The organism is Stenotrophomonas sp. STEN030 (genome assembly GCF_056759995.1).
Genome location: NZ_JBRREB010000019.1, coordinates 14,048 through 26,824 on the forward strand (window position 1 = coordinate 14,048; position 12,777 = coordinate 26,824).

Here is a 12,777-nt window from a genome sequence, read left to right on the forward strand (position 1 = left end):
ACGTGAAGACCGTCGCGGCTTGAACTTGTCGTCCCATCCGGTCCTGCCGGGCCGACAAACGGTCAAAAACAGACAACCCCGGCATTGCCGGGGTTGTCTGGTCACGCACTTGGACTGGCTGGATCAGTAGTTGCGCGGGCCGCGCGGCTTGAAGCCACCCGGACGCGAACCACCAGGACCACCCGGGCCGCCCGGACGCGGGCCGCGCGGGCCACCCGGACGCGGACCACCCGGCTTGCCGTCGCCCTTGTCGAAGCGCGGCTTGAACGGCGGCGCTGCGCCACCCTGTTCTTCGCCAGCCTCAACCTTGCGCATCTGCAACTGCTGGCCCGACACCCACACCTTCTTCAGGTGCTGCAGCACGTCGGTCGGCATGTCTGCCGGCAGATCCAGCACCGAGTGACCGTCGTGGATGTCGATACGGCCGATGAAACGGCTTTCCAGACCCGCTTCGTTGGCGATGGCGCCGACGATGTTGGCCGGCTTCACACCGTGGGTGTGACCGACTTCAATGCGGTAGGTCTCCATGCCGAACTCCGGCGCGCTGCGCGGCGGCATTTCGCGACGCGGACGCGACTCGAAATCACCTTCGCCACGCGGCGGACGCGGTGCGCGCTCGCCGTCGTCATGACGCGGTGCACGCTCGAAACGCGGCTCGAAACGGGCCGGGCGATCGCCACGGTCACCGCGCTCGTCACGGCGATGGAAGCCGCCGTCACGGGCCGGACGCTCGTTGCGGTCATTACGCTCGAACGACGGCTCGCGGCGCTCACGCACCGGCGGGGTCAGCAGGAACGGCGAATCACCCTGCAGGAGCTTGGCCAGCGCGGCTGCGATATCGATGGCCGGCACGTTGTGCTCGCCTTCGTAGCGCTGCAGCAGGTCGCGGTAGAAATCCATGTCGCCGGCAGCCAGAGTCTGGCTGATACGGTCCATGAACTTGGTCACGCGGTGGTCGTTGACCGCATCCACGCTCGGCAACTGCATTTCTTCGATCGGCTGGCGGGTCGCGCGCTCGATCTGGCGCAGCATGCCCTTCTCGCGCGGGGTGACGAACAGGATCGCCTCACCGCTGCGGCCGGCACGGCCGGTACGGCCGATACGGTGCACATAGCTTTCGGTGTCGTACGGGATGTCGTAGTTCAGCACGTGGCTGATGCGCTCCACGTCCAGACCACGGGCGGCCACGTCGGTGGCAACCAGGATGTCGAGCTTGCCTTCCTTCAGCATGGCGATGGTGCGCTCACGCTGGGCCTGCTGCATGTCGCCATTGATGGCGGCAGCGGCCAGACCACGCGCCTGCAGCTTGCTGGCAAGCTCCTCGGTGCCGGCCTTGGTACGCGCGAAGATGATCATCGCGTCGAAGGTTTCCACTTCCAGGATGCGGGTCAGCGCGTCCAGCTTGTGCATGCCAGCCACCCACCAGTAACGCTGGCGGATATTGGCTGAGGTGGTGGTCTTGGACTGGATGGTCACTTCCACCGGCTCACGCAGATAGGTCTGCGCGATGCGGCGGATCTGCTGCGGCATGGTGGCCGAGAACAGCGCAACCTGGCGGCTTTCCGGCAGCTTCTTGAGCACGGCTTCGACGTCGTCGATGAAGCCCATGCGCAGCATTTCGTCGGCTTCGTCGAGCACCAGCGTCTTCAGCTCGGACAGATCCAGGGTGCCGCGATCGAGATGATCGATCACCCGGCCCGGGGTGCCGACCACCACGTGCACGCCGCGGCGCAGGGCCTGCAGCTGCTGCGCATAGGGCTGGCCGCCGTACACCGGCAGCACGCGGAAGCCCGGCATCGATGCCGAATAGGTCTGGAACGCCTCGGCGACCTGGATGGCCAGCTCGCGGGTCGGCGCCAGCACCAGCACCTGCGGCTTGGTGGCGGAAAGATTGATATTGGACAGCACTGGCAGCGCGAAAGCACCGGTCTTGCCGGTGCCGGTCTGCGCCTGGCCGAGCACGTCGCGGCCTTCCAGCATGGCCGGAATGGTGGCTGCCTGGATCGGTGACGGGGTCTCGTAGCCGACTTCGGCCACTGCCTTCATCACAGGCTCGGATAGGCCGAGATCTGCAAACAGCAGCGGCGCGGGGGTATCTTGGGACATGGTAACTCCGGGGGCACCGCCGCGAACGGGCGGGCGAAAAGACGCATATTGTGCGCTCTAAACAGCTCTGCTGTCGCGCATGGCTTGATTTGCGTTCAGCTTACGAACACAACCGGCCGCCGCTTGGCCCCTGTTGGAGCACCCGCACGGGTCGCCGATGACGCACAATAGCACTCGTTTTTATCCGTGAACACCATGCAGACCATCGAATTTGAACTTGACCGCGATTACGTGGAACTGAAGCAGCTGCTGAAACTGGCCGATCTGGTCACCAGCGGCGGCGAGGCAAAAATGATCATTGCCGACGGACAGGTCACCGTGGATGGCGTGGTGGAGCTGCGTAAAGCCTGCAAGATCCGCGGCGGCCAGCAGGTTGTGCTGGGCGATGTCAGCATCAACGTGCTCGCCGATCCGGACCCGAATCGTGCCGAAGAAGACGACGAGGACGAAGACGAAGACGAGTGATGTAGTGCCGAGCCATGCTCGGCAGAGGCCTTTCTCGCACCCCATCAGCGCTATGGGAGCTGTGGGAGCGGCGCAAGCCGCGAAGCTGGCAATCTGTCAGCCGGTGAACCTGCCACCTTCACCGGCTTCGCGTCTTACGCCGCTCCCACAAACCAGCTTCCCAGCTTTCCGGCTACCCAACTACGCGCGCGCCTGCGTCAGATGCCCGGCGATCAACTTCCTGAACGGAACCACGCCCTGCGCGGCCCGCCAGGCCGCGCCGCCCAGGCAACGCCCCCGCAGCCGGGTGTGGGTTTTAAGCCCGGCAATGGCATTGGTGGCCTCGTACAGCGGCCGTGTCGCCAGCCGGTGGCCGCGCTGGTAACTGCCCAGCAGGCCGTCCGCACCGATATCGCCGCCACCGCGAACCGCATCCAGCAGCAACCGCGCCAGCCGTTGCTGGCTGTGCAGGCCAAAATTGAAGCCATGCGCGGTAACCGGGTGCATGCCGACCGCGGCATCGCCGATCAAGGCATAGCGTTTACCGACAAAACGGTGCGCATACACCCCCACCAACGGGTAGGCATGACGCGTCCCCACCGGGGTCATCGCGCCCAGGCGATGCTCGAAGAAACCGCTGACAGTGCGGCCGAAGTCAGCCTCCTCCAGCGCCAACAACTGCTGCAACTGCTGCGGCGGCATGGTGATCACGGCCGAGGCCTGATTGCCCGGCAAGGGCAGCATCGCCAAGGTACGTTCGTAACCGAACCACTCCCAGGCAGCGTGCTCATGCGGCCGCTCGCACTGCATCCTGCAGACCAGCATGGACTTGCCGAAGTCACGCATCTGCGCGCCGATACCCATCATCCGCCGGGTCGCCGAGAAGCGGCTGTCGGCGGCGACCACCAGCCGCGCGCGCAGCTGGCTGCCGTCACTCAAGGTGACCGTGCTGTACGCCTCACCGGCGTCGATTGCAGTGACCGAGCGTCCATCCAGCAGTTCCAGCCCGGCCTGGCCCTGCACCGCCTCCCAGGCGGCACGCCGGATCAGGTGATTGGGAATCAGCCAACCCAGCTCATCGACGCCCTCGCCCTGCGCGGCGAAACCGAGCGCAAACGGCGAGCTGCCATTCATCACCTTGGCACTGCGCAACGGCGAGATTTCGCCAGCATCGATGCGCTGCCACAGGCCCATGCTGCGCATGATCTGCCGCGAGGCATGGGTCAGCGCGATCTCGCGACCGTCGAAGGCGGGCTCGGCAAGCGCCGCCAGCGGTTGCTGTTCGACCAGCGCCAACGACAAACCGCTCCCCGCCAGGCTGCGGGCCAGACTCAAGCCGGCCGGGCCGGCTCCCACCACCACCACATCCACCTTGCGCATGTGCCACTCCGATAGGCCTACCGCAGGCAGGGTAAGCAGGCTGATGTAAGGATTCATTGATCCAGATCAGCTACCCGGCAATCAGCGCGCAAACACAACGGGCGCCCTGCGGCGCCCGTATGCGATGCCTGCGATGTGATGGCGCTTAGTTGGCCGAGGCCGCGCGCACGCTATAGCCGGAGGCGCGCCACACCTTGTCCTCATCCAGACGGAACGACACCAGCTCGCGTACCGGCTGCGCATTGTTGGCAAAGCGGGTCGGGAAGCTGACGTTCAAATAGATGCCTTCCGGCACCGAGGCACCTGCCGGGTATTGCACGCGGGTGATCGATGGCTTGCCACGCGATACCAGCGCGCCCAACTTGGCGCGATCGGCGTTGACGTTGTTGGCGAACACATCACGGGTCACCGCCTTGCGCGCGACCGCCGAGGCACCGTCCCAGACCGAGGCCGCTTGCTGGCCGTCCACCAACTGCGCCACACGCTGCGCCGCAGCAGTCATTTCCGCATCCTGCTTTGCCACCTGCGCCTGCTGCGCTGCACTGAGCGCTGGCGCCGCAGGAGTCGCAGCCCGCGCCGGAGCAGCGGCCGTGGTTCGAGTTGCAGCCGGGGCAGTGGGCGCAGCGGCAGGCGCCTGGGCAAATGCGGTTGCGGCCGGCACGGCCAAGGTCAACACCATCAACAAACAACTGGATCGCATAGCTCTCTCCATGACGCTTTCAGTTGAACGGAATGCCAATCCAATCACGGTTTTCAGCGTTCCGCATCCTCCCCCCTGTTCATTTCCGTGTGCCAGATGCACCTACCTGCGCGTTGACGGTCGCCGCGGGCGCGGGCGCGGTCGCCGCCGCCGGAGCAGCAAATGCGGCCGCGGCGCCGGTCGGGATGGTGGTCGGCATCGGCTCCAGCATCGCGGTATCGATCTCCGACAGCGGACTTTCCTCCGGACAGGTCTCATCCGGGAACCCGAACTGCTCTTTCAATGCCTGACCGCAGCTATTCACCGCCTCTAGCCCCGCACCCACCGTCTTGCAGTCGCGGTCGAAAGCGATCAGGAACGCATCCTTGCGGCGCACGAAATCATCGCCGCATTTGCGCATCTGCTTGATGCGCTCCAGGTCATCCTGCACCGCATTGGTGCCGTCCAGACCGTACTGCTTGAGCTCTTCGCTGGTCAGCACCCGCAGGCTGCGGTTGGGCACGGTCATCATCAGATCAGCCACGCCCACCGCCACGCCGTTGCGCTGCAGGTAGTCCTTCACGTTGTCGTAGACCTCGTGCAACTCCTTGTTCAACTCCGCGCGCGAACTGGCGCTGGAGCTGATCCGCATCATCCGGTGGATGCCGACCTTGCCGGAGATCAAGCGGTTGTCGCCGGCCGCCAGCACGAATACGCAGGCGCTGTGGCAAACCGAGCCTTCGCGCACCCAGATGGTCCAGCCGGACTCGCCAATGCTGTCGCCAGCGACGATCGCCGCTTCCACCTGGCCACCACTGGAATCCAGATCGAGGATGCGGCGGCTGATCTTCATCACATCGGCCACGACTGCCAGCCGCGTCACCATCGCTGCGAACGAAGGGTTGATCTTGCCGGCATAGCGCACCCGCAGCAGGCCACGCTCTTTGCACGGCTCCAAGGCTGCATCCATGCTGGCGCGGTCAAACGCGGCCAGCTCGGTGCCATCGCCGTTCTCGCCGGCATAGTCGGTGCCGCAGCTGACCCAGGCCTTGCCGTTCTCCAGCACCAACTCGGGCCAGGGCTTGTCCTTGGCCGGCAGCACCGGCGCCGGCGGGGTCGGCGCATCGGCGGCATTGATCGACACCATGTGGTCGCCGTCAGCGGCCAGTGCCGCAGCAGGGTCAACCACAGGCTTTTTATCGCCGGTCTGCGGATTGCAGGCCAACAGCCCGATGCACAACAACGGCGACCAGCAGAACTTGGGCAACATGGAGAGCAATCAGGTCCGTACTACGGCGCAACCGCGCCAGGAAGGTGGACAGTCTAGTGCGCAACACCCTCCCTGCTGCAACGCCCAATGAATCAACACAGCGTCGCGCGCATTGATGTCCGAAAATGGCCAGTACCGGCCGCCGGCCGCACCTAGACTGGGGCCATGCAAAACCTCCTGATGCCCGCCCATATGCAATGCGAACAAGCCCGCCTGGCCCGCGATGCGCGCTTTGACGGCCTGTTCTTCACTGCCGTGCGCAGCACCGGCATCTACTGCCGGCCGGTATGCCCGGCACCGCCGCCCAAGCCCGAGAACGTCAGCTACTACCCCAGCGCCGCTGCCGCCAGCGCCGCTGGCTACCGGCCCTGCCTGCGCTGCCGTCCCGAGCTATCCCCGGACGACGCCAATCTGCTGCAGGACCAGACCCTGCATCAGGCATTGGCCTTACTCAACGAAGGCATCCTGCAGGAGCAGCCGGCCAGCGCCCTGGCCGACGCGATGGGGGTAAGCGCGCGTCAGCTGCAGCGTCTGTTCGTGGCCAAACTTGGCGCCACACCAGCACAGCTGCATACCACCCGCCGCCTGTTGCTGGCCAAGCAGCTGCTGACCGAAACCGCGCTGCCGGTAACCCAGGTCGCACTGGCGGCCGGTTTCAACAGCCTGCGCCGTTTCAACAGCGCCTTCCTGGAGGGCTGCGGCATGCCACCAAGCGCGCTGCGCAAGCAACATGGCGCAGTAGCAGGCGGCGAGCCGGTGCTGCGACTGGCCTACCGGCCGCCGCTGGACTTCCCGTTGATGCTGGCCTTCCTGCGCCGCCGCTCGCTGCCGGGCATCGAGTGCATCGACGAAAGCAGCTACCAACGCGTGGTCCTCGCCAATGGCGCGGCCAGCCTGATCCGGGTCACTGCCGATCCCAAGCGGCCGGAACTGCGCCTGCAACTGGGCACCACCGATCCACGCGCGATTCCCGCCATCGTCGCCAAGGTGCGCCGTGTCTTCGATCTGGATGCCGACCTGCGTACCGTCCATGCCACGTTGGGCCAAGAACCCTTGCTGGCGCGCGGTATCGCCGAGCGGCCCGGCCTGCGCATTCCCGGTGGTTGGGATGGGTTTGAAGTCGCAGCGCGCGCGGTGCTTGGGCAGCAGGTCAGCGTCGCCGCCGCCACCACGCTGGCGCGGCGCCTGGTCGACCGCTTCGGCGAGCACCTGCCCGGCATGCCCGAAGGCCTGGACCGGCAGTTCCCGGCGCCGGCAACCGTGGTCGACGCGCCGCTGGAAAGCATCGGCCTAGCGCGCACCCGCGCCGCAACCCTGCGCGCGATCGCCCGTGCCTGCGCCGAGCAACGCCTGGATTTCAGCCGCGCGCAGACGCTGGAGAGCTTCGTGCAGAAAGCCACTGCCCTGCCCGGTATCGGCCCGTGGACCGCGCATTACATGGCACTGCGGGCAATGGGACTGCCCGATGCCTTCCCGGCCGGTGATCTGGTGCTGCAGCAGGTGCTGGGCGAAGGCCAGCGCCTGAGCGAACGCGAGACCGAGCGTCGCTCGCAACTCTGGCGACCATGGCGCGCCTACGCCGTGCTGCACCTATGGCATCTGGCAGTGCCGACCGAAAGAAAGAATTCCAAGACTGTTACGGAGGCCAGCGCATGAACACCCTCTATTACGACCGCTTTGACAGCCCCATCGGCGCCTTGACCGTCGCCGTCGACGAGGTCGGCGTGCGCCATATCCTGTTCGCCGAGAACCGCCACGACGCCAAGGGCCGTGAGCACTGGCAGCGCGACCCGGATGCGGTCGCCGAGCCGCGCCGGCAGTTGCTGGAGTACCTGCGCGGTGAGCGCCATGAGTTTCAGTTGGAGTTGGCGCCGGTGGGCACTGAGTTCCAGTTGCAGGTCTGGCACACGCTGGCACAGATTCCATTCGGCGCAACCTGGAGCTACCGGCAACTGGCCGAGCGCATCGGCCGGCCCACCGCTACACGTGCGGTAGGTGCTGCCAATGGCCGCAATCCCTTGCCGATCGTGCTGCCATGCCATCGCGTGATCGGCAACAACGGCACGCTGACCGGCTTCGGTGGCGGGCTGCCGACCAAGGCGGCATTGTTAAAGCTGGAAGGCGTGGCCAGCGAAGGCGAGCGTGTGGCAGATCTGTTTGGCTGAATCCTCCGCTTGCCCGGGAGCGGCTCGATTCCTGCGGCTACAGGGTCAATCAGCCCCAAGCAACATGCCGAAGGTTGTATTTGTACGGTCACCGGCCCGGCCTATCATTACGGCATGACTTTTCTACGCATTTCGGCCACTGCACTGGCCTGCGCGCTGCTCGCTGCTTGCGCCAGCACCCCCTCCCCCGTCGCCGCACCGGAAGTTCCGCCCACCGTATTGATGATTTCCATCGACGGCCTGCGCGCGGACAAGCTCAGTGAAGCCGACACTCCCAACCTGATGCGACTTGCCCGCGAGGGCGTGCGCAGCGTTGGCATGCGCCCGTCCTACCCGGCACTCACCTTCCCCAATCACTACACCTTGGTCACCGGCCTGCGTCCGGACCATCACGGGCTGGTGCACAACGCGATGAGCGCCGATGCGCTTGGCGAATTCAAGGTCAGCGATCGCTCTGCCGTGCAGAATGCCGCCTGGTGGGATGGCGGCGAGCCGATCTGGGTCAGCGTACGCAAGGCCGGGTTCAAGAGTGCCACCTGGTCCTGGCCGGGCAGCGAAGCGCCGGTGCGCGGCCTGCATGCCAACCAATGGCGCATGTATGACGAAAGCGTGCCACTGCCCGAGCGCATGAATCAGGTACTGGCCTGGCTGCACGGCGAACCGGACGCGATCAAGCCGCGCTTCGTTGCCGCCTACATGGAACACGTGGACAAAGCCGGCCATGGTCACGGTCCGGATTCGCCCGAGTACAAGGCCGCCTTGCAGCAGGTTGATGCCGCTGTCGGCCAACTGGTCGAAGGCATGCGTCGCGGCGGCCTGCTCGACCACACCAACGTGATTGTGGTTTCCGATCACGGCATGGCAACAGTCAAGTTCGGCAACGCGGTTGCGATCGAAGACATGGTGCCGGCGGATATCGCCAAGGTGGTGTCGGTGGGTCAGTCGGTAGGCTTCGCACCGCTGCCGGGCAAGCAGGCCGATGCGGAAAAGGCGCTGCTAGGCGAGCATGCGCACTACCAGTGCTGGAACAAGGCGCAACTGCCGACACGCTGGCACTACGGTAGTAATCCGCGCGTACCAGCCATCGTCTGCCAGATGCAGGAAGGCTGGGATGCAGTGACTCGCGACACCATCGCCAGGCGCCCACCCGGTGATCGCGGCTCGCATGGTTACGACCCTGCGCTGCCATCGATGCAGGCAGTATTCGTCGCACGTGGCCCCGCCTTCGCGCAGGGCAAGCAACTCACCGCCTTCGACAACGTCGACGTCTATCCCTTGCTTACCCGCCTGATCGGCATCCCGGCCCAGCCCAACGATGGCGACCCGCACGCGCTGGAGCAGGCATTACGCCAATCGAAGTGAGGTGGCCCGGGTGAGCGATGCGCACCCTCGAACGAAGTCCACCCCAAACAACAGGCACAAAAAAAGCGGCGCAATGCGCCGCTTTTCTGTAACCACTGCCTGGCTGGATCAGCCGGCCTTGGCGACGGTCTTCTTGGCGACAGCCTTCTTGGCGGCAGCCTTGGCGACGGTCTTCTTGGCGACCGGCGCAGCTGCGCCCACGGCCACCTTGCTCACGTGCGAACGCGAAATGCCGTAGCTGGCGTTGTAGCGCTTGCCCTTGGCGGTCTTACGGTCACCCTTACCCATGTCGTCAACTCCTTGGTTTGTAATCAGTTACCCCGTGCATGCACGGGTTTGGCGAGGCCACAATCAAGCGCCCTCGCACATGGACAGGAAGCCTACCATGCGCCCCTCAATGTGCGCAGCTGGCGTCGTGTACGTGCACGTGGTTCAAGCGCAGGTTGGCCACATGCGCCAAGCCCACCAACACGCCCCCCAAGGTCATCACCACCGCATGCGGAATACGTGAGTGATGCAACTCGGGGTGCAACAAGCCAGCCCACAACAGCAGCAGGCCAGGCACCAGTAACAACAACGCCATCAGCGCGCGGTGGCGCAGATAACCCCAGATAAGGCTGAACAGACCCAGCACGGTAACGAAGATCACGATGGTGGCTTCCACCCCATCGCTGAGCCAGAACGACAACCCCAATGCCGGCGCCAGCGCCAGCAAGGCCGGCAACAACGCGCAATGCACCGCGCAGATCAGGGATCCGGTCGCGCCAAAGCGATCGAGGAATTTGCGTAGTCCGGTAGGTGGGGTGGGCATGACTTCCAGCAGGGGCGACGGAACGTTATGGAATAATATAACATTATTGTCCTCCCCGCCCTAGCCGCCTGCGCCAGCCCACTGCCGCCTCCGGTTCAGATTGCCACCCAAGTGATACACAGTAACAAAGGAATCCACATGCCCTTCCCCCGTCGCACCCAGCATCACCTGCTGTTCCTCGCCCTTGCCGCCGCCCTGCCTGCCGTCGCCAGTGCCGCCGATGACGACGCCGGGCAGAGCCATCATCTGACCGAACTCACCGCGGTCAAAGTCACCGCCTCGCCGCTGCAGGGCTCGGCCGAGTCGCTGGCGCGCCCGGTCGAGGTATTGGCAGGTGCAGATCTGGACGAGCACAAGGCTGGCACGCTTGGCGACACTGTGGCCAAGCTGCCCGGCGTGCAGAGCACGTTCTTCGGCCCCGGCGTCGGTCGGCCCATCATCCGCGGCCAGGAGGGCCCGCGCGTGGCAGTGGTCGCCAATGGCGTCGGCAACATGGACGCATCCACGGTCAGCGCCGACCACGCTTCCGCCATCGAGCCGTTCCTGGCTGACCAGATCGAAGTACTGAAAGGCCCGGCAACCCTGCTGTTCGGCAGCGGTGCGATTGGCGGCGCGGTAAATGTGGTCGATGGCCGCATCGCCAGCGACGTACCGGACCGCCCAATCAGCGGACGCGCCGAACTGCGCGGCAACTCGGTCAACCAGGAGCGCAGCGGCATGTTCCGCCTGGATGGCGTCAGCGGCGGCAATGTAGTGCTGCATGTCGACGGCCTGATCCGCAATGGCGATGACTACCGCATCCCGGGCTATGCAATAGATCCGCATGCGCTGGATGCCGATGGCCATGACGATCACGACGCCCACGATGAAGACGCCGGCACCCGCGGCCGCCTGGACAACAGCTCGGTACGCACCCGCGCTGGTGGCGTAGGCGCTACCTGGTTTGGCGAAGGCGGCTTCCTCGGCGCATCGCTGGGCACGTACCGCAGCAACTACGGCATTCCCAATGGCGCCCACGTGCATGCCGACGATGACCATGGCCACGACCATGATGATCACGATCACGACCACGCCGAGGAAGGCGAAGAGCACGATGTACGCATCGACATGGTGCAGAACCGCTTTGACCTGAAGGGCGGCCTGTACAACCCGACCTCGTTCCTGAAGAGCCTGACCGTGCGCGGCGGCTACACCGACTACGAACACACCGAACTGGAAGCCGGCACACCGTCCACCCGCTTCACCAACAAGGGCTTCGAAGGCCGCGTGGAAGCCGTGCAGCAGCCGCTGGCCGGCTGGGATGGCGCCTTCGGCCTGCAGTTCGGCAGCAGCGATTTCGGCGCCATCGGCGAAGAAGCCTTCGTACCGGGCACCACCACCGACACCATTGGCGCATTCGTCCTGCAGGAAAAGCAGTTCGGCCCATTCAAGCTGGAGCTTGGCGCGCGCCATGACCAGGTCAAGCTGGACCCGAACGACGCCCAGCGCAGCCGCAGCTTTGGTGCCACCAACCTATCGGCCTCCGGCATCTGGGCCTTGAACGATACCTTCGACCTGCGTTTTGGCGTGGACGCCTCCGAGCGTGCGCCAACCAACGAAGAGCTGTATGCCGCTGGTGCACACATCGCCACTCGCTCGCTGGAAATCGGCAACGCCAACATGGACACCGAGCGCGGCCGTCGCATGGAGCTGGGCCTGCATGCGCATAACGAGCGTATCGACGTACAGGCTGCGATCTACCAGACCAAGTTCAAGGACTTCATCTACCTGGCAGATACCGGCGTGGTTGAAGGCGGCCTGCCGGTGCGTGCCTGGACGCAGAATGACGCGACGTTCAAGGGTGCTGAAGCTGAAGCCACCTGGCACATGCTGGAGAACGTGGCCGGTGACTGGGACCTGCGTGTGTTTGGCGACTACGTGAAGGCCGAACTGGATGGCAGCGGCAGCCGCAATGTCGCCATCGCCGTGCCGCATGGCGATCACGCGCACAACTACAACGTCGAACTGGCCAACGGCGGCTACCTGCCGCGCATCGCGCCGGCGCGCGTGGGCGCGGATCTGCATTGGTCGCTGGGTGGCTGGCGCGCTTCGCTGGGCGCAGTGCGTTACGGCAGCCAAAAGGATGTTGCCGTGAACGAAGAAGCCAGTGCCGGTTATACGCTGGTGGATGCACACCTTGCTTATCGCTGGGACCGCAATGGCAGCAACAGCTACGAAGTGTTCTTTGACGGCAGCAACCTGACCAATCGTGAGGCACGGCCGCATACCTCGTTGCTGCGGGATTACTCGCCGCTGCCGGGCCGTGGTGTGGCGTTTGGTATACGCGCCTGGTTCTAAGCAATAGATTTAGGCAATGGCTCAGAGCTTTTGCTTTGAGCTGTTGCTTTGGCTTTGAGCTTTGGCTCCTGCTTTCCCCTCTCCCGCCTGCGGAAGAGGGGTAGGGGTGAGGGCAAGCTTTTGCTCTTGATTCTTGCTTCTGCTTCTACCGCCCCCTCACAGTCCGAGCACAGATGAAAACCACCGCAAGGTGGTTTTTTTCGCGGTGAGCAATTTATGCGGG

Annotated in this window: 11 protein-coding genes; 5 read left to right on the top strand and 6 right to left on the bottom strand. The window is 64.9% G+C overall.

Annotation, left to right across the window (positions count from 1 at the left end; translation table 11 throughout):
• Positions 1–123: 123 nt before the first annotated feature.
• Positions 124–2,106 (bottom strand): DEAD/DEAH box helicase, encoded by a 1,983-nt coding sequence (locus ACVOLR_RS08475; protein ID WP_481536059.1) that lies wholly within the window; start codon positions 2,104–2,106, stop codon positions 124–126.
• A gap of 195 nt (positions 2,107–2,301) precedes the next feature.
• On the opposite strand from ACVOLR_RS08475, the gene ACVOLR_RS08480 reads away from it, so the two are divergent.
• Positions 2,302–2,571, top strand: coding sequence for an RNA-binding S4 domain-containing protein (locus ACVOLR_RS08480; protein ID WP_481536060.1), 270 nt, complete (start codon positions 2,302–2,304; stop codon positions 2,569–2,571).
• 180 nt (positions 2,572–2,751) lie between these two features.
• On the opposite strand, the gene ubiM is transcribed toward ACVOLR_RS08480, so the two are convergent.
• The 3 genes from ubiM to ACVOLR_RS08495 all read right to left on the bottom strand — a co-directional run bounded on the left by ubiM (position 2,752) and on the right by ACVOLR_RS08495 (position 5,879).
• On the bottom strand, positions 2,752–3,930 hold the full coding sequence (gene ubiM / locus ACVOLR_RS08485) for a 5-demethoxyubiquinol-8 5-hydroxylase UbiM (protein ID WP_481536106.1): 1,179 nt from the start codon (positions 3,928–3,930) through the stop codon (positions 2,752–2,754).
• Positions 3,931–4,075: 145 nt separating this feature from the next.
• On the bottom strand, positions 4,076–4,630 hold the full coding sequence (locus ACVOLR_RS08490; protein WP_481536061.1) for a DUF4019 domain-containing protein: 555 nt from the start codon (positions 4,628–4,630) through the stop codon (positions 4,076–4,078).
• Between the two features lie 79 nt (positions 4,631–4,709).
• On the bottom strand, positions 4,710–5,879 hold the full coding sequence (locus tag ACVOLR_RS08495; protein ID WP_481536062.1) for a COG3904 family protein: 1,170 nt from the start codon (positions 5,877–5,879) through the stop codon (positions 4,710–4,712).
• Between the two features lie 165 nt (positions 5,880–6,044).
• On the opposite strand from ACVOLR_RS08495, the gene ACVOLR_RS08500 reads away from it, so the two are divergent.
• The 3 genes from ACVOLR_RS08500 (at position 6,045) to ACVOLR_RS08510 (ending at position 9,406) form a co-directional block, all read left to right on the top strand.
• Positions 6,045–7,535, top strand: a complete 1,491-nt coding sequence (locus ACVOLR_RS08500) for a DNA-3-methyladenine glycosylase 2 family protein (protein WP_481536063.1) — start codon at positions 6,045–6,047, stop codon at positions 7,533–7,535.
• Positions 7,532–8,044, top strand: coding sequence for a methylated-DNA--[protein]-cysteine S-methyltransferase (locus tag ACVOLR_RS08505; RefSeq protein WP_481536064.1), 513 nt, complete (start codon positions 7,532–7,534; stop codon positions 8,042–8,044). Before ACVOLR_RS08500 ends, ACVOLR_RS08505 begins: the two co-directional genes overlap by 4 nt.
• Before the next feature lie 114 nt (positions 8,045–8,158).
• Positions 8,159–9,406: an alkaline phosphatase family protein gene (locus ACVOLR_RS08510; protein WP_481536065.1), complete on the top strand. Its 1,248-nt coding sequence runs from the start codon at positions 8,159–8,161 to the stop codon at positions 9,404–9,406.
• Positions 9,407–9,514: 108 nt separating this feature from the next.
• Here ACVOLR_RS08510 and ACVOLR_RS08515 read toward each other — a convergent pair whose 3' ends face one another.
• Both ACVOLR_RS08515 and ACVOLR_RS08520 read right to left on the bottom strand, forming a co-directional pair.
• On the bottom strand, positions 9,515–9,694 hold the full coding sequence (locus ACVOLR_RS08515; protein WP_481517546.1) for a 30S ribosomal protein THX: 180 nt from the start codon (positions 9,692–9,694) through the stop codon (positions 9,515–9,517).
• A 106-nt stretch (positions 9,695–9,800) separates the two neighbouring features.
• Positions 9,801–10,217: a MerC domain-containing protein gene (locus ACVOLR_RS08520; protein ID WP_481536066.1), complete on the bottom strand. Its 417-nt coding sequence runs from the start codon at positions 10,215–10,217 to the stop codon at positions 9,801–9,803.
• A 138-nt stretch (positions 10,218–10,355) separates the two neighbouring features.
• On the opposite strand from ACVOLR_RS08520, the gene ACVOLR_RS08525 reads away from it, so the two are divergent.
• Positions 10,356–12,554 (top strand): TonB-dependent receptor, encoded by a 2,199-nt coding sequence (locus tag ACVOLR_RS08525; protein ID WP_481536067.1) that lies wholly within the window; start codon positions 10,356–10,358, stop codon positions 12,552–12,554.
• Positions 12,555–12,777: the final 223 nt, after the last annotated feature.